The following is a 16,516-nucleotide window of genomic DNA, read 5'->3' as shown; positions in this document are numbered from 1 at the left end:
TTTATGACCCCTTATTTCATGTGACGTTTAGCAGATATGACAGTGTTATGTAAAAGCATCGTTATCGTCATCGGTCCTACGCCACCAGGTACAGGAGTAATATAAGAAGCAACTTCTTTAGCACCATCAAAATCGACGTCTCCGACTAATTTACCTTCTTCCGTCCGGTTTACACCAACATCAATAACAACCGCTCCGTCTTTAACGAATTCCTCATTTAAGAAGTGCGCTTTCCCAACTGCTACAATTAATATATCAGCTTTCCTAGTGTACTCTTTCATATTTTTGGTTCTTGAATGGCAGTATGTTACAGTCGCATTTTCATTTAAAAGAAGTTGTCCAACAGGCTTACCAACAATATTGCTTCGGCCAACTACAACGACATGTTTTCCTTCGATCGATATATCCTTCGATTTAATCATTTCAACAATTCCGTATGGCGTACATGGTAGGAAGGCTTCTTGTCCAGTCATCATACGGCCGATATTAATTGGATGGAAACCATCAACATCCTTTTTCGGATCTATCGCTTCAATGATTGCTTTTTCAGAAATGTGTTTAGGCAGCGGAAGTTGTACTAAAATTCCATGAATATGTTCCGCTTTATTTAACTCATTTATTTTATGTAATAGTTGTTGTTCTGTTGTCGTTTCTGGTAATTCATCTAACTCAGAATGAATGCCTATTTCCTTGCAGGATTTTTGCTTTGAACGAACATAAGATTGTGATGCTGGATCAGTTCCGATAAGAATAACTGCTAACCCAGGAACAATCCCTTTTTCTTTGAGTGTTTCAACTTCCTTTTTCATTTCAATACGTTTTTCTTTTGCTAGCTCTTTTCCTGAAATAATGATTGCTGACATGGTAATCCCCCTAAAATACATTTAAATTATTTAAAACTTATTTACTAAGTTTTGTAGCTATATTTGATAAAATACCATTTACAAATTTCCCTGATTCCTCTTCTCCTGTAAATCCTTTTGCTATATCGATTGCTTCGTTAATACTTACATTCATCGGAATATCATCTAAACATTTCATTTCATATGTAGCCATTCTTAGAATCGCTCTATCTACTCTTGATATTCTTGACAACGCCCAGTTTTTCAGTGCACTTATCAATAATTCATCAATCTCATGTAAATGTTCAACTGTACCTTCAACTAATTGTGAAAGAAAAGAATCGGAAATTTCACCATTCTCTAATACTGTATCAATTGCTTGATCAGGACTAACTCCTGTCATTTCTATTTGATAAAGAGATTGAACTGCTCTTACTCTTGCTACCCTTCGATTCATACAATAACCTCCAAAACGTGTTACTTTATATTGTTAAATTTAACTACTGTCTATTGTAGACATTTAATTCCCCTTTTAAAGATGATCATAGCATATCTTCTCATATGAATACAGAATCAACTAAAAAAACACAAAAGGAGAGGGTGTCTAAAAGGAAGTTTTCTTCCTTCTAGGACACCCTCATCTACATTCTTTACGCTCCTTGATCCTTTTTCCCTTGTTCCTGATCTAACTTTTGTTCAAGCTGTACACCTACTACATGGACATTCACTTCATTTAATTGAATAGCCGTCATATTTTTTAATGTTTGATAGATGTTTTCTTGGATTTTTTTGCAAACTTCAGGAATAGAAACGCCGTAATTAATGAGAACAAACACATCAACGTTTATGCCGTCCTCATGTAGGTCAACTTTTACACCTTTTCCGTGATTACTCTTTCTACCAAGTTTTTCAACCACACCAGCAGCAAAGTTCCCCCTAGTTGTTACTCCATCAATTTCAGTCGCAGCTAAACCTGCTATTACTTCAATCACTTCTGGTGAAATTTCAACTTTACCTAATTCTTCTTTTTCCTCAGACATTGGAATTGCATGGTTTTCCTTCATATTGCTCCTCCTTTTAAGAAGATCATTCTTCCTTTTCAGGCTCTAATGAATATTGCTCCAAAAATTTCGTATTAAAGTCTCCACCAACAAAAACTTCATGGTTAAATAGACGTAAATGGAATGGTATTGTAGTATCCACTCCTTCAACTACAAACTCACTTAAGGCTCTCCTCATTTTCCTGATCGCCTCTTCTCTCGTATCGGCGTAGGTAATAAGCTTTGCAATCATTGAGTCATAATATGGTGGTATTTTGTACCCTGTAAAGACAGAACTATCTACTCTCACACCGAATCCCCCTGGTGGTAAATACATGGTAATCGTACCTGGAGAAGGCATGAAGTTTTTATCAGGGTTTTCTGCATTAATACGACATTCAATAGACCACCCTTTAAAAGTGACTTCATCTTGAGTATAGGAAAGCTTCTCTCCAGACGCAACTAAAATCTGTTCTTTTATTAGGTCAATTCCCGTAACCATTTCTGTAACAGGGTGCTCAACTTGAATACGAGTGTTCATTTCCATAAAATAAAATTTATTATTTTTATGGTCAAATATGAATTCTATCGTTCCTGCACCAACATAGTTAACAGCTTGAGCTGCTCTAACGGATGCTTCTCCCATTTCCTTTCGTACCTCTTCCGTCAAAGCTGGAGAAGGGGTTTCTTCCACTAGTTTCTGTAGTCTACGCTGAATCGTACAATCTCTTTCACCAAGATGTATGACATTACCATGCTTATCAGCCATTACTTGTATTTCAACGTGACGAAAATCTTCAATATATTTTTCTAAATATACCCCAGGGTTTCCAAAGTTAGCTTTTGCTTCCTCCTGCGTAATGGAAATACCTTTTCTTAATGAGGCTTCATCTTTTGCTACACGAATTCCTTTTCCACCACCACCAGCAGTAGCTTTGATTATAACAGGATACCCTATTTCCTCGGCAGTTGTAACTCCTTCTTCAATGGTGCTAATGATCCCTTCAGACCCCGGCACTACTGGTACACCGGCATTTTTCATTGTTGTTCTAGCTACATCCTTCGTCCCCATTTGACTAATTGCTTCTGGAGAAGGGCCTATAAAGGTAATATTGCACTCCTCGCATATTTCTGCAAATGCTGCGTTTTCAGCAAGAAATCCATAACCAGGGTGAATCGCATCAACTTCTGTTAATGTTGCAACACTCATAATATTTGTGAAGTTAAGGTAGCTTTGCGCGGAAGCAGTTGGCCCTATACAATACGCTTCATCTGCAAGTCTCACATGAAGGGAGTCACTATCTGCTTCAGAAAAAACCGCAACTGTTTTTACGCCTAATTCTTTACATGCCCGGATAATTCGAACTGCAATTTCACCTCTGTTTGCAATAAGAACTTTTTTTATCATGTTATTCATCCTCTACTCTGGTTTCACTACGAACAGTTCTTGGCCATATTCGACTAATTGTCCATTCTCCACAAGAACCTCTACAATTTCTCCATTTATTTCTGCTTCAATTTCATTCATGAGCTTCATCGCTTCAACAATACAAACAACCGTATCTTTATTTACTTTATCACCAACTTTTACATAGGCTGACGATTCAGGAGAAGGTGCTTCATAAAAAGTTCCGACCATTGGAGAAGTAATCGTTACGACGTTTTCTTTGGCTACCTCTTTTTTCTCACTTTTTGTTTCTTCATCCTTTAATTGTTGAGTAATAGTAGCAGGTTCTACAGCTACTGTTGGGTTGGGAATTGCTTTCGTTTCTATTGGTGCTTGTACACTTTCTTGCCTCTTTATTTGCTTTCTTAATGTAACTTTCGAACCTTCTTGCTCAAATTTAAACTCTTCGATACTTGATTCATCAATTAACTTAATTAATTCACGAATCTCTTGAATTTTTAACATTGTCGTCACTCCTCAAAAAGCATCTTTTAATTTTTTTCTAAACATGTTCATAGTACACTTTAAATATACAGTCATTATTATAAATACTTAGTCCTTAGCGTTAAACAAATTAATAAGCAAACAACTTTTAGTTTGTCTTATGAGTAAGTCCTAAAAAATATGCTACATCAAATTCTATAAAATGAAAACCTTTTTTTCGAAAATAAACATCTAATATGATCTATATGTACAAAGAGAATATCAATGACCAATACTACTCTTTTTTATACGAGAAGTTTCGAGAATCAACTAGACTATAGTAGTTGATTTTATCATTTGGTTTCAATCGCAATCGATGGACAGAGCCACCTTAGTCATTTAAAAGCCCACTATAATCAGGTTTCTTATAGTGGGCGCGTGGCGAGTGTAGCCATTGCCAAAATTCTATAGCTTATGGGACACCCTCTTATTCTTTAATTTTGATTTTTGTATTCTCTAAATATAGGTATTTCTGATAAATTATCTGGGATTTTCCCTTTCTCTAATAGAATAATTTTAACAATGTTTTTATTTCTCGCCATATGATACTTATCACCATATTCATTTTCTTGCGTGAACCTTTTTAAGCTCTGGTAATCTTCTTCTTGAATAGAAATTGGTTCTTCATCAGAGTCTTCCACCTCTTGTTTGAAACCTACCTCAAATTCAACAATTTGGATTTTATCGTTTTTTATATTTCGTGTTTGCTCTAGTACAGCTTTTGCACCATCGGTCAAATCAGACCATTCCATGCCCCATCTCTCCCTTTATGTACTTTCTTCTCCGACAAATTCTTGTTCCATTTGGACAACTATTCCAATTGCGTATTATACCATCTTATTTATAGAAAATCATGTTTAAGCTACAATAATGATGGTAGCTTGCAGCTAACTCTACAAAACATTCTACCCACATATGCAAAGAAAAATCCACAATAGCATGATGCTAATGTTGATTTTATTTTATGTATGAACTAGGTAAACGCTCACTACTACTTTAAAACACGTAAAAAATTTTTTCAAAATCCTTCTAATTGAATCTATTTCATCATTCACTTAAAAAAATATCTTCTCATAAAAATTTTGCTGGTTATCTTAACTTTGTTGTTGATTTTCACTTCAGAATACTCGCATGTCTCTTCCTCTGCCAGTTTCGCTCTGAAGCTGCATCCGCCGAGACAACGCGAAGCTTAATCGTGATGTAACGATCGTCGCTGGAGTCGCCACCTTTCGTTTCACCAAGCAGAAAAAAACAACAAATTTTACGAAAACAGCCTTTTCAAAAGACATGGAAGTATAGATTTGGTGGTGCAATTTTTAAACCGTGCGTACTAGCAAGAAGATCACCCTAAGAGATTCGGCGGAATTCCTCCTTAAATAAAAAACGTTATAACAGCTTCTTGAAGCTGTTATAACGTTTTTTTATTTTAATTTTCTGATTGATAGCCTACTCTAATTTCCTCAATACCTAAATGATCTCTAGAGAGATTCAAAATTTCTACAGTCTCAACATTAGTAAGTTCATCCGCTTTCACATAAATTTGGACCATATTCTCTTCAGCAATAACGAGAGCGTCATCATATCCTTTTGCTCGTAAAAGTTCTTCTAAATTTTCTTCCTTTTGCCCTAATGTCTCTAATGCTTCTCGTCTATCAAGTGCTTCAAGCTGAACCTCTGATGCTGCACCATCAGAATGGAAAACTTCCATAAACTCTGTCATTAACCGTGCCCTTGAATCTGCTCTTCTTAGGCGAATCGTATCGAACATTTCATTTACACTAGATGCGTCAGAGAAAAAATCTCCCTCTGCTAGAACATCTTCTACTTCTTCAATCTCAATAAAGGTAACATCTTCTTCATCAATATCATCCATATTCATTTCTAAGTCATTTCCAGGTTCCTCTTCTTCACCTAGCGCTTCTTGATCTTGCATATTTGGCATTGTTAAATAATACGCGGAAAGCACCACTATTAAACTTAACATTGTTAATAACCATACCGTTTGTCTTTTTAATACCATTTACTATTCCTCCTTTGAATTCTTTGGTAATACAGAGACTCTATGAGAAGGTACATCTAAACCTCTACTAACAGCCTCGATTATCCATGTTTTTATTTGTATATTTTCCGCTCCATTCGCCACAACAAGAACCCCTCTTATATCAGGTTTCTGCGTTTTCACAATAAGTGGTTCCTCCTGGTCACCAGTGCGAATGATAACAGTTTGTTCATCTTGCGTTTTATCTTGAACTTCTCGTGTTCCCCCCTCGCGATCCGATTCCTCTGTAAATTGCTCCATCGTATTACGATCTTTTTCATAAACTATTTTTTCAGACTCAGCTAAATTAACCATTACGGAGACATCAGAAACTCCAACAACCTTCTCTAAAATATCCTCTAATTGCCTCTCGTAAAATCTCTCGTAGTCTGACATCGTAACTAACTCCTGTGGCTCGTCATTTGACATAAATACTTCGGAGGACTCCTCTTCTTCTATCTCATCCTGTACGACTGGTAATGAAGATGCAGGTTCTTCATTTGATTGCATAAAAGTGCCAATCATCATAAAAAGAACTCCTATAAGCAATAAAATGAATAAGTATTTAACATTAAGTTTCTTTCCTGACGTCTTTAAATTAAGAGATCGAAATAATTGATTATCACCCTTTTTTTCTCCCATGCTATTCCTCCCCTCCCTTCATTTCTCTGTTAAGATGAAGAATTGTCCATTTATTAGCTAGAGGAACTTTTAAATAGCCTGCTTATAATTAGGACAGCCACTTGTTGAAAAATATATGCAAGTTGTCCTACATCTATTTCTATTTTCTAAAATCTAAGTCTAGTTTTTTTAAAATTATTCATCTCTATCAGCACCAGACTTAACGTGAACGTGAATTTTTTCATTAGGAATCGCCCATGTTGACGATAGCAACTCAGCTATATCATCAACCGGAACATTTCCGATACCCTCTTTTTCTTCTATACTTTTTTCTTCCTTCATAATTTCAACTGGATCAATTGTAACGACCTTAATTTCATTTTCCTCTTTTTCAAATTCATCTAATGATTGTATGAAAACATCAACATCTGATAAGTGATCTAATAAATCTTCGTCCTCCTGAAACGTCTCAAATTCAAGATAAATGTTTCTTATTACTACCTCATATTGTTGTTCAAGTTCTTTTGCTGCCACATTTTTTAATTGCACAGCTACTTGTTCCGAAATTCTCGCCAAATTTTCTTTTTCTATTTCACTTTGCATCGCATCCATCGAGGACATCGTTTGTTCTGAAGGTTCGTTCGTCCATGAAGAGATGTCATCTAACCATGCTTCAGGATCATTCTGAAAAATAGAAAGGATAGGATTTAGCATTACCATGAGAAGCATAAGCCCGACAACTAGCTTTACATATCGCTGCATTTTAGAGTTTGGTAATAATAATTCTAGTATCGTAGCAAATAAAATGAGTAGAATAATATTCGTAATCCAAGATGTAATAATGCCCATCTGCTTCTCTCCCTCCTATTTATCTCATTAGCGCATCATTAATGACAAGTTTCCAGAAATAACAATTATCGTTATTGATAAGAAAAACATTAATGACACTGCTGCAAGTGCACCGAATACAAACAACATTTGCTTACCGATGATGGAAAGGCACTTAATTATTGGCCCTCCCCCTAACGGTTGAAGAATGGCAGCAGTAAATGTGTAAATGATCGCAACCGATAAAACTTTGAGTGCCGGAAAGCTGCAAATGAGTAATAAAATCACTAATCCTACAACTCCAACCGTATTTTTCAGCAAAACGGATGCACCCATTACAGTATCAGCAGCATCAGTAAACATACGTCCTACTACCGGGACAAAGTTACCTGTTACAAATTTCGCTGTTCTAATTGCAATGCCATCAGCAATTGCAGCCGTGGCACCTTGAACAGACAAAACACCAAGAAAAACAGTAAGGAAAATTCCGAGACTTCCAACAGCAATATTCCGTAAAAATTGAGCTAGTTTCGTTACTTTATAATGATCTGTCATCGTACTAATGATATAGAGCAATGTAGATAAGAAAAGTAGTGGCAATACGACATATTGGACAAAAATTCCGCTAGTATGTACGAGAAACATAACAATTGGATGAAAGAGTGCAACGGAGGTTACACTTCCTGAAGAAGCCATTAATACTAGAAGTATAGGTACAATCGATACCATAAAATTACTCATTACTTCAATCGTTCTTTCTGCAAATTCCATCGTGACACGGAAACTATTTAACGCAATAATGAGTAATACCATGTATGTTATCGCGTATGCTACTTTACTAATTGTGTGTTGCTCAAAAGCTTGCTGCAATTGGGATAATATCATACTAAAAACGGCTAAAAGTACGAGTGTACCTAATAGGACCCCATTAGCGAATATTTCATGAAATAGAAACCGGATAAATCCGTTGACCCATTCCCCTACAGAAAACTGCTTGTCACCTGTAACAAAATCCATAAAGCTTCCACGCTGACTTTCTGGTAGAAATCCTTCATATTCGTGCCGTACATCATCCCAAAACTGCCGTATTTCATCGATCCCTAATCGTTCTAATTGTCGCTCAATAAGCTCGTCCTCTTGTTGAACAGACTCTTCTGCCAACACTGGAAAAGGAAGGAGAAAGAGTGTAACTAGAAAAATCAAAGCAAATACTGATTTTTTTATCATCATTTTCTCCTCCTGCTAACTTGGTATTAGTCGAACAATTGTTTCAATAATGACTGAGATAATAGGAATTGCCATAACCATTATGAGCACTTTTCCAGCCAGTTCTATTTTTGATGCCATAGCCCCTTGTCCAGCATCCTTTGCTATTTGTGCTCCAAATTCGGCTATATAAGCAATCCCAACAATCTGTAAAACAGTTTGTACATATGCTAAATTAATATTTGCCTCTGCAGCTAACTCCTCAAGCATATGAATGATCATGGCAATTTGATCTATAAGAAAAATAAAAATAATGACGCCTACAAAAACCGTTAATAAGAATGCAAAAATCGGCTTATGCTCTTTTACTACTAAAGCTAAAAAAGTTGCAATCATTCCTAAACCAACGATTTGGATGATTTCAATAAGTCCTCACCCCCATTAGCTCTGAAACAGAAATACGCTACGAATCTTCTGAAATAAATCATCTACAACCGTTGCTACCATGTATAAAACAACAACAAAGGCAATTAATGTTACCCAGTTTGCAATTTCCTCTTTTCCCATCTGTTTTAAAACGGTATGAATCATAGCAACAACTATCCCTACTCCAGCAATTTGAAAAATTAAGCTCACATCGTAATTCAAGTTTACTCCCCCCTGCTCATTCAAAGCATAATCAATACAAGTAAAACTCCACCTAGAAAACCTAAGCTTTTATACATAGATTCGAATTTTTGTTGATCTTCTAATGCTTGCTTCTCTTCTTGATTAAAATAAGAAATAGCTAACCGTATTTGCTTTCTTTGACTTTCTAAATCTTGTTGTCCTAAAGTTTGACCAAATTGATTTAAAATGTTCAACTCAGCCGTATTCAAGTCTGTTTTCCCTTTCCACTTCTTTAAACTTGAATTCCAAATACTTGTAGCAGATTTTTCCTCTTTTTTTAACCTTTCTGCTACATCTTCAAAAAAAATGTTTAAAGGCGCTATTAGTTGATGAGCCACTTTTTCACAAGCATCTGGTAAAGGAGTCATAGAAAAAGTCATTTCTGTTTCTAGTGCTTCAAAGGCTATCTTTAAATAACGGATTTGCTTTGTTCTTCGTGTTAATCTTCTTGAAAATTCCCACCCAAACATTGTTGTTGTTGCAATAATAAGTAATGCCCCAAGAAGCTTCATGGCGTCCCCACACCAGTCCTCGGACGATCAACATCAAGTTTTCTTACTAACCCTTCTTTCGTTGTTACTTTCAGCTCAATGACTCTCTGAAAAAAGCCTTCATTAATAAGACGAGCGATTGTTGGGCGCGATTTTACATCGTTAAGATTCTCTCCGTGTACAGAGGCAAAAATAGTTACGCCTGCATGAACTGCTTCCATAATGGCTTCACAATCCTCCTTTCGCCCTATTTCGTCTACAATTAACACTTCAGGGCTCATTGAGCGGATCATCATCATTAAGCCTTCCGCTTTAGGACAAGCATCTAATATATCTATTTTTACTCCAAAATCGTGTTGAGGTACTCCTTTAACAGAGCCAGCAATTTCTGATCGTTCATCAATAATGCCAACATTTTTAGGTTCTATCTTCCGAGACTTACTGCCAATACTAATCTCACGAGCTAAATCTCTTAAAAGAGTTGTCTTTCCAGATTTAGGGGGTCCAATTATGAGTGTGTGGCACCAATTTCCCCTCCTCTGGATATATGGTAAATATGCATAAGCTACACCTTGTTTTTGCCTTGCAATTCGAATGTTAAAGGAGCTAATATCTCGAATTCCTTTTACTTCTCCTTTTTCCATCACAACTCTACCAGCTAATCCAACGCGATGGCCTCCGGAAATAGTAAGGTAGCCTCTCTTAAGCTCTTCTTCAAGACGGTACACGGAGTGCTGGCTTAATAAACTCATCATTAGTCCCGCTTCAGATTCCTTAAAAATAAATGGATTCTTTTCATTAGGTAACATATAGGTTTTATTATGTGTTCGAATTTCAACTGGTCTATTAACTCGCAGACGTATTTCTTCTGTTTTATTTAATATCTCATTAGGTAGCTGTAACGCTAATGAACGTATCGATTCTGGAAGTACGTTTAAGACTTCTTTCATTTTATTTCCTCCTTCAGGATAGAACCGTCAACATATGTCTATTGAGAATATATGAGAGCGTGTCCTATTTATGCCTTGTAAAAGAATGATTTTTCATAGAAAACAGAAAAAAAACCACTATATAATAATTACGGGTTTACTTGTGAGGTGCAAATTGTCAAATCACAAACGAATTCACACGCTAAACTCACATCTTTCGCAACTAGATTCACAGTATAATACGCAAAAAACAATGGCGCGAAAGTTCTTCGTACCATTGTTTTTATGTTTGCTTATTTCACGAATCGTTTGTTGGAGTAAATGCAGTTTTATTGGAAATTTATTAGATAAACTTGGCTTATCGCCAAGTCCATATATTCCTCTCTTTACCAGTGAAATAAAATAAGCGTAGAATTTCCGTTTAGAATCAAAATTGACTTAATTTCGTGGCAAATAAGGGTAGTTTTTCCGCTTATGCAAAGGAAATTCCCCCTTTTTCAATAGTTTCGAGTCAATAAGGGGAATTTCTCCGTTTATTCAGACTATTTTCAGTGCTATTTATTAGATAAGCGGAATTTCTCCGTTTATTTATTCAAATGAGTATTTCTACTCGTTTCTTTCATTACATTGCCTGAAAGATTGAAAGATTATATATATCTATTCATTTACTTTAATATAAATAAACAATTCCTTACCTTTCATATTAGAATTCACAGGGCAAATCACATCAAAATCACAAGTAGGAAATATTTATTTCCAGCTATGCGAATAGGGGTGTCAATTACTGTATGTTTAACAATAAATCACGATACTGTGAAATCGCATGTGTTTTGCTTTACTTGTTTGCACCTCTGAAGTAAACCCGTTAATATAATAAAGGTGAGGTTTTTCCGAGGGCAATGAAAAAGTACTTAGATTTAAAGGATAGACTAATAAATATAAGGCCATTTGAATGTAGAAGTTGATGAGACCTGCGCAAACTCGCTTTCCGTATAGAAGTCAGCAAGCCGCTTCGATCTTCGCTCTGCATAACTTCCTTTTCCACAGGAACGAGCGACGCCTCTTCGATAAAGCTTCGAGGTGTCTCGACGTTGCTCTATCATTACTTGTCCTCTTACATTAATTCTCTATATGCTCATACAGCTACGGATACACTCCAAAGCATATGCTCGTAGAGGAAGAGACAGTTAGCTCGCTCGGGTCTCATCAACATTTCTATAATTAGGTACTTTGAATATTAATGCATCAAAATATCAAGTTTTTCACTTCTTTTTCAGTGTCCCTAAGCAATGTGCGTAGCCGTCGCAATCGTTAAAAAGCCTGATAGGAGTGGTTTTCTCCTACCAGGCGAGCGACTGCAATACAAATAAAAGGCACTGAAAAAGTTGTTTTATACTTTTTCAGTGGCCTCTTCATACTTATGACAACTTATATTATTTTATCCATTGAATGCTAACTTCTCTACCACATTTAATAAATGGTTTTCATCCTCCATCCATTCTTCGAATGAGTCTCGATCGACACATAATGAGCTAACCTTTTCCCCAAGCCTGTATACGTCCATGCAGTACATGAAATCAGAAAAAGGATAATAATACAAATCAAAATGTTTCAATTCACGTTTTTCATAATCACGGTGACTCACACTATTGTCAAAACCATTTACGTGCTGCTGAATGATTGATTTAAATTCCTCCTCATCTAAATCCTCAAATTCTTTAGCGTCAGAACAAAACGAACCAACGTGTTGACCAGATTTTGTCACATCGATACAAACGATAAACTCAGAAAAAAAGTAAGCGTTTACATGTAAATCGTCAGAAAATGCATATGTGCTTGTTTTCACCTAGTCCACACCCTTTCATTTTGTATTAATACTATTCTACACTAAATATTCCGAATATTCAAAAGAATTATTTAGACAAGAAAAGACAATTGTTATTTAAGTATTTATAATTATTTTTTCTAAGTCATGAGAGTCTCCAATTAGCTTGAGCAGTGTTAATGGGTCCATCGCCACGTATTGCAAAGTACTGTGTAGTCGTTGCAATCTTTTGAAAGACTACTATGAGTGAGTTTCTCGTAGTAGTCCCGCAACGAACGGAGCCATTCCAATACAATGTATAGGCACTGGAAAAGTTGTTTGTACTTTTTCAGTGCCTCGATCTTCTATTATGTTATCTTATGCTCTAGAAACGTAGCTTCCGTTTCTCGTATCAATAACTAATACATCCCCTTCATTTATAAAGAAAGGTACTTGTACGGAAAGACCTGTTTCAACAACAGCAGCCTTCGTTCCTCCTGATGCTGTGTCACCTTTAATTCCAGGTTCTGTTTCTGTCACTTTAAGTTCTACAGTGTTAGGAACTTCAATTCCTAGCGTTTCACCTTGGTATGTTAATATTTGTACTTCCATATTTTCTTTTAAATATTTCAACTGCTCTGTCAACTGTGATGCAGGTAATTCAAGCTGCTCGTAAGATTCAGTATCCATAAAAGTATGTGATTCCCCACTCGCATATAAGTACTGCATACGACGGTTTTCTAGATGAGCTTTCGCTACCTTTTCTCCAGCACGGAAAGTTTTTTCTTGTATACTACCATTTCGTAAGTTTCGAAGTTTACTGCGAACGAAAGCCGCTCCTTTACCTGGCTTTACATGTTGAAACTCCACCACTTGCCAAATACTTCCATCCACTTCAATTGTTAATCCTGTCTTAAATTCATTAACTGAAATCATTGTTATTCCTCCCAGTTCACAATAAAATTTATTATTCCCCTAATATAATGAGTTCTTTAGGTGATTTTGATAGTATCTTATTTCCATTTTCTGTAATGACAATGTCATCTTCAATTCGAGTACCACCTAAACCAGCAATGTAAATACCTGGTTCAACTGTCACAACCATACCTGCTTCTAATTTCGTATTCGATCTAAACGAGAGTCCTGGCCCCTCATGAACTTCCATACCTAACCCATGTCCAGTGGAATGGCCAAAATACTCCCCATAGCCCTTAGACTTAATATGGTCACGAGTAAGTGCATCTGCTTCTATCCCTGTCATTCCCGGCTTTATTCCTTGCACACCTTTTAACTGTGCCTCTAGAACAGTTTTATATATATTTACTAATTCCTTACTCGGCTCACCTACAGCAACAGTTCTAGTTATATCCGAACAGTAACCTTTATAATAAGCACCGAAGTCAAGGGTAACTAATTCACCTTTTTCAATCACTTTATCACTTGCCACACCATGAGGTAATGCAGAACGGTAACCTGACGCCACTATAATATCAAAAGATGATGATACAGCACCTTGTTTCCTCATAAAAAATTCAAGTTCATTGGAGACATCTATTTCTTTTACCCCTGCACGTATATATGTTTGAATGTGTTCAAATGCTGCATCAGCGATATCGACCGCTTCTTGTATGATAGCGATTTCCTTTTCATCTTTTACTAGTCGCAATCGTTCCATTAGGCCGCTAACGGGTACCAGGGTCGTTTCGAGTACTTTTTCATATGTATCATACGTACTATAAGAGACATGGTCCTTTTCAAATCCAAGTTTTTTAATCCCTAGTCTTTTCAACTGCGTAGCAATTTCTTCATGAATTGGACCACTATGCTGTACTATTTCATACCCAACAGCTTGTGATTGTGCTTGCTCCACATACCTAAAGTCTGTTATAAAAACGGCATGACTCTCTGATACGATGGCGACACCCGCAGTTCCTGTAAAGCCTGTCATATAACGACGATTATATGTGCTAGTAATTAAAAGTCCATCAATATTATACTCGGCAAATTGTGCTTTTAGCTTTTCGATTCGTTCCAAAATTTCTCCTCCATTCTATTTAAAGTGCTAACTCATCTTGGTTATCGTAAAAAAAAAGAGAATGTTCCAAGGAACATTCTAACATAGCGATTTAGTTTTGAATAGTTTGTCCCTCGTGTTGTGTCCTTTCGTGGTATTCATAAGATACAGAGTATCCAATAAATAATCCATAAACGAGGTATAAACATAAGGTCGTTATGATTGTATTTACATCTAGTTGAAAAAGTGGGTCTAGTTCTGGAAACATTGGATTAAACAAACCTAAAATCACGACCCATAACGCTACACCGTAGAGTATACCTGGCCAAGGCTGATTAATTTTTGCGAAAACTAATCGATATAAAAATGCTACTGCTATTGATACAATGGCTATAAAGCCAATACCAACTAAGTGACCCATCCACCCATGCTTCCAATCACCTAATGCCCAAGGCATAAGAGCAAGAGCTGGCCCTACGGATGCAAAGTTGAAGTAAAAGGCAACATAACCTATGATACTCCAAAAAAGCCCTCCAAAAAACCCTATAAGTGCTACTGTGCCATTGAAAGATAACGCTGGTTCACTTTGTCTTTCGTTTGTTTCTGTATTACTCAACATCATCACCTCAACAAGTAGCATATCCACTTTACTTCGTTTCTATTAGAGTATGTATCCATAAAAATTGTAATATGACAAAAATACAAGTGTAGAATGGAGAAAATCAGGGAATAATAAAGTGTGTGAAAGTAAAATGATTTGTCGTAGAGGAAATAAATGTATTCATGCTATAATAGATATAAAGTAGATTATGTATTAAACATTTCCATATTTCTTCATAATGTAATAACACTAACATTTATTAAACGCTTTTGAGTTTCTAATCCAATGTATAGGAGGTGCCTAGAAATGCTCCGCAATTCATTTCACCCCCTCACCTTAACGATTATAGGGCTAGCAATAATAGGAATTGGTTATAGACTTGTTGAAAATCCTAGTGCTTTTTTTACTATGGTTTTAGTTGCAGTAGGTACAGCAACTATTTTAATCTTTGTAATGAAAAGGTTTATACTCCCTAAATTATCAGGATATCAAACAGCAATGCGTCCACAGAGCGCTCCGTCACATAAATCTCAACATGGGCAAAAACCTATCTCTTTTAAAAGTATGAAAAAAGAAAAGAAAAAACGTATATCCCGCCCTCTTGTGAAACGGCAATCCAACGTAAAGCTTACAGTTATTGAAGGGAAAAAGAACAAAAAGAAGAACAGAGCTTTGTTTTAACGCTCCGTTCTTCTTTTTCTGAAGGGTGTGTAGTCTAAAATGGGTGTAGCGACTATTATATTTCCATCGATATTTCCTTTATTTGTATTACTCATTCTAATTTGTACGAGTTTAGTATATTGGACAAAAGGTAGGCGTATAGGGTTTCAACTGCTATACTTAACCTTTCTTTCCATATGTATTAGTTACATCATTTTACTCAATATCCCATTGTTTTATACTCATCAAGCCTATGTACCGTTCACTGACCCCATAGTACAAACGGTGGTAACTATTTTCTTATTTTTTATCCCACTATGCCAAAGTAAAAAACAAATAACCATTTGCTTACTACTACCAATATTTTTTTGTATTTATTCCATAGTAATATTACAAGCTCCCCCAATATCCGTCGTTAGTGGCATTATTATTGGCGGATTTCTAGTATACACATTTTATCGTACACTAGATTGGATAGAGGGGATGCCTGAGCGACTGTTATTGTTATTTTCAATTATTTTTCCGCTATTTTTAGCTATAATCATTTTTCCAAACATAGAGCATTTATTTTATCCAGGGATATTACTTGGAAGTGCTATTGGTATAACTGTTGAGACATTAAAAGTAAAAGTAAATAATATTCCTCGGTCTACAACTAGAATGTTATTCAGTGTTTCGCTCGGAACTATTGGGCTTATTATCTTATACCTCATGTACATGTATACTTCTTCTTTTATACCGATGCAGGAATGGATTAGTGGGTTAGTAATAGGTATATGGGTTACTCTTATTGTTCCCTATATATTATCTTTCCTTAAGAATTTATAACGTATATCAAAGTAA

At 35.9% G+C, this 16,516-nt stretch carries 21 protein-coding genes; 2 read left to right on the top strand and 19 right to left on the bottom strand.

The window, feature by feature from the left end; all coding sequences use genetic code 11:
- Positions 1-11: 11 nt before the first annotated feature.
- From folD to BCELL_RS08545, 19 genes are all read right to left on the bottom strand, one after another.
- Positions 12-863 (bottom strand): bifunctional methylenetetrahydrofolate dehydrogenase/methenyltetrahydrofolate cyclohydrolase FolD, encoded by an 852-nt coding sequence (gene folD / locus BCELL_RS08630; RefSeq protein ID WP_013488314.1) that lies wholly within the window; start codon positions 861-863, stop codon positions 12-14.
- A 37-nt stretch (positions 864-900) separates the two neighbouring features.
- Entirely contained in the window at positions 901-1,299 is a 399-nt protein-coding gene (nusB, locus tag BCELL_RS08625) for a transcription antitermination factor NusB (RefSeq protein ID WP_013488313.1), read from the bottom strand.
- 193 nt (positions 1,300-1,492) lie between these two features.
- Positions 1,493-1,906 (bottom strand): Asp23/Gls24 family envelope stress response protein, encoded by a 414-nt coding sequence (locus BCELL_RS08620; protein WP_013488312.1) that lies wholly within the window; start codon positions 1,904-1,906, stop codon positions 1,493-1,495.
- Between the two features lie 22 nt (positions 1,907-1,928).
- Positions 1,929-3,290: an acetyl-CoA carboxylase biotin carboxylase subunit gene (gene accC, locus BCELL_RS08615; RefSeq protein ID WP_013488311.1), complete on the bottom strand. Its 1,362-nt coding sequence runs from the start codon at positions 3,288-3,290 to the stop codon at positions 1,929-1,931.
- A 12-nt stretch (positions 3,291-3,302) separates the two neighbouring features.
- Positions 3,303-3,794 (bottom strand): acetyl-CoA carboxylase biotin carboxyl carrier protein, encoded by a 492-nt coding sequence (accB, locus tag BCELL_RS08610; RefSeq protein WP_013488310.1) that lies wholly within the window; start codon positions 3,792-3,794, stop codon positions 3,303-3,305.
- 452 nt (positions 3,795-4,246) lie between these two features.
- Positions 4,247-4,564, bottom strand: coding sequence for a hypothetical protein (locus tag BCELL_RS08605; RefSeq protein ID WP_013488309.1), 318 nt, complete (start codon positions 4,562-4,564; stop codon positions 4,247-4,249).
- Between the two features lie 674 nt (positions 4,565-5,238).
- Positions 5,239-5,832, bottom strand: a complete 594-nt coding sequence (locus tag BCELL_RS08600; protein WP_013488308.1) for a SpoIIIAH-like family protein — start codon at positions 5,830-5,832, stop codon at positions 5,239-5,241.
- 3 nt (positions 5,833-5,835) lie between these two features.
- The gene (gene spoIIIAG, locus BCELL_RS08595) at positions 5,836-6,492 is read right to left on the bottom strand and encodes a stage III sporulation protein AG (RefSeq protein WP_013488307.1); all 657 of its coding nucleotides are present in this window, start codon (positions 6,490-6,492) and stop codon (positions 5,836-5,838) included.
- A gap of 174 nt (positions 6,493-6,666) precedes the next feature.
- Positions 6,667-7,320, bottom strand: a complete 654-nt coding sequence (gene spoIIIAF / locus BCELL_RS08590) for a stage III sporulation protein AF (protein WP_013488306.1) — start codon at positions 7,318-7,320, stop codon at positions 6,667-6,669.
- Between the two features lie 27 nt (positions 7,321-7,347).
- Positions 7,348-8,529, bottom strand: coding sequence for a stage III sporulation protein AE (spoIIIAE, locus tag BCELL_RS08585; RefSeq protein WP_013488305.1), 1,182 nt, complete (start codon positions 8,527-8,529; stop codon positions 7,348-7,350).
- Positions 8,530-8,541: 12 nt separating this feature from the next.
- Entirely contained in the window at positions 8,542-8,931 is a 390-nt protein-coding gene (gene spoIIIAD / locus BCELL_RS08580) for a stage III sporulation protein AD (RefSeq protein ID WP_081457268.1), read from the bottom strand.
- Positions 8,932-8,946: 15 nt separating this feature from the next.
- Positions 8,947-9,153, bottom strand: a complete 207-nt coding sequence (gene spoIIIAC / locus BCELL_RS08575; protein WP_013488303.1) for a stage III sporulation protein AC — start codon at positions 9,151-9,153, stop codon at positions 8,947-8,949.
- Positions 9,154-9,173: 20 nt separating this feature from the next.
- A complete protein-coding gene (gene spoIIIAB, locus BCELL_RS08570; protein WP_013488302.1) occupies positions 9,174-9,686 on the bottom strand; it encodes a stage III sporulation protein SpoIIIAB in 513 nt (170 codons plus the stop codon).
- Positions 9,683-10,615, bottom strand: coding sequence for a stage III sporulation protein AA (gene spoIIIAA, locus BCELL_RS08565; protein WP_013488301.1), 933 nt, complete (start codon positions 10,613-10,615; stop codon positions 9,683-9,685). The genes spoIIIAB and spoIIIAA overlap by 4 nt, the downstream gene beginning before the upstream one ends.
- A 908-nt stretch (positions 10,616-11,523) precedes the next feature.
- A complete protein-coding gene (locus BCELL_RS22505; RefSeq protein WP_013488300.1) occupies positions 11,524-11,697 on the bottom strand; it encodes a hypothetical protein in 174 nt (57 codons plus the stop codon).
- Between the two features lie 335 nt (positions 11,698-12,032).
- On the bottom strand, positions 12,033-12,440 hold the full coding sequence (locus BCELL_RS08560) for a hypothetical protein (protein WP_013488299.1): 408 nt from the start codon (positions 12,438-12,440) through the stop codon (positions 12,033-12,035).
- Positions 12,441-12,776: 336 nt separating this feature from the next.
- Entirely contained in the window at positions 12,777-13,334 is a 558-nt protein-coding gene (gene efp / locus BCELL_RS08555; protein ID WP_013488298.1) for an elongation factor P, read from the bottom strand.
- A 31-nt stretch (positions 13,335-13,365) separates the two neighbouring features.
- The gene (locus BCELL_RS08550) at positions 13,366-14,433 is read right to left on the bottom strand and encodes a M24 family metallopeptidase (RefSeq protein WP_013488297.1); all 1,068 of its coding nucleotides are present in this window, start codon (positions 14,431-14,433) and stop codon (positions 13,366-13,368) included.
- Between the two features lie 91 nt (positions 14,434-14,524).
- On the bottom strand, positions 14,525-15,052 hold the full coding sequence (locus BCELL_RS08545; protein ID WP_245546974.1) for a YqhR family membrane protein: 528 nt from the start codon (positions 15,050-15,052) through the stop codon (positions 14,525-14,527).
- Between the two features lie 267 nt (positions 15,053-15,319).
- On the opposite strand from BCELL_RS08545, the gene BCELL_RS22500 reads away from it, so the two are divergent.
- Positions 15,320-15,694, top strand: a complete 375-nt coding sequence (locus BCELL_RS22500) for an SA1362 family protein (protein WP_013488295.1) — start codon at positions 15,320-15,322, stop codon at positions 15,692-15,694.
- Between the two features lie 39 nt (positions 15,695-15,733).
- A complete protein-coding gene (locus BCELL_RS08535; RefSeq protein WP_013488294.1) occupies positions 15,734-16,501 on the top strand; it encodes a hypothetical protein in 768 nt (255 codons plus the stop codon).
- Positions 16,502-16,516 lie beyond the last annotated feature (15 nt).

Source organism: Evansella cellulosilytica DSM 2522 (genome assembly GCF_000177235.2).
GTDB lineage: Bacteria > Bacillota > Bacilli > Bacillales > Salisediminibacteriaceae > Evansella > Evansella cellulosilytica.
This window is presented reverse-complemented; position numbering and strand designations above follow the sequence as displayed.

Excerpts from the sequence above, each read along its gene's own strand:
- spoIIIAA (WP_013488301.1), bottom strand. The coding sequence starts at position 10,615 with ATGAAAGAAGTCTTAAACGTACTTCCAGAATCGATACGTTCATTAGCG.
- BCELL_RS08600 (WP_013488308.1), bottom strand. The coding sequence starts at position 5,832 with ATGGTATTAAAAAGACAAACGGTATGGTTATTAACAATGTTAAGTTTA.
- spoIIIAG (WP_013488307.1), bottom strand. The coding sequence starts at position 6,492 with ATGGGAGAAAAAAAGGGTGATAATCAATTATTTCGATCTCTTAATTTA.
- BCELL_RS08545 (WP_245546974.1), bottom strand. The coding sequence starts at position 15,052 with ATGCTACTTGTTGAGGTGATGATGTTGAGTAATACAGAAACAAACGAA.
- BCELL_RS22505 (WP_013488300.1), bottom strand. The coding sequence starts at position 11,697 with ATGATAGAGCAACGTCGAGACACCTCGAAGCTTTATCGAAGAGGCGTC.
- accB (WP_013488310.1), bottom strand. The coding sequence starts at position 3,794 with ATGTTAAAAATTCAAGAGATTCGTGAATTAATTAAGTTAATTGATGAA.
- nusB (WP_013488313.1), bottom strand. The coding sequence starts at position 1,299 with ATGAATCGAAGGGTAGCAAGAGTAAGAGCAGTTCAATCTCTTTATCAA.
- BCELL_RS08620 (WP_013488312.1), bottom strand. The coding sequence starts at position 1,906 with ATGAAGGAAAACCATGCAATTCCAATGTCTGAGGAAAAAGAAGAATTA.
- accC (WP_013488311.1), bottom strand. The coding sequence starts at position 3,290 with ATGATAAAAAAAGTTCTTATTGCAAACAGAGGTGAAATTGCAGTTCGA.
- spoIIIAB (WP_013488302.1), bottom strand. The coding sequence starts at position 9,686 with ATGAAGCTTCTTGGGGCATTACTTATTATTGCAACAACAACAATGTTT.
- efp (WP_013488298.1), bottom strand. The coding sequence starts at position 13,334 with ATGATTTCAGTTAATGAATTTAAGACAGGATTAACAATTGAAGTGGAT.
- spoIIIAE (WP_013488305.1), bottom strand. The coding sequence starts at position 8,529 with ATGATGATAAAAAAATCAGTATTTGCTTTGATTTTTCTAGTTACACTC.
- BCELL_RS08605 (WP_013488309.1), bottom strand. The coding sequence starts at position 4,564 with ATGGAATGGTCTGATTTGACCGATGGTGCAAAAGCTGTACTAGAGCAA.
- folD (WP_013488314.1), bottom strand. The coding sequence starts at position 863 with ATGTCAGCAATCATTATTTCAGGAAAAGAGCTAGCAAAAGAAAAACGT.
- BCELL_RS22500 (WP_013488295.1), top strand. The coding sequence starts at position 15,320 with ATGCTCCGCAATTCATTTCACCCCCTCACCTTAACGATTATAGGGCTA.
- spoIIIAF (WP_013488306.1), bottom strand. The coding sequence starts at position 7,320 with ATGGGCATTATTACATCTTGGATTACGAATATTATTCTACTCATTTTA.
- BCELL_RS08535 (WP_013488294.1), top strand. The coding sequence starts at position 15,734 with ATGGGTGTAGCGACTATTATATTTCCATCGATATTTCCTTTATTTGTA.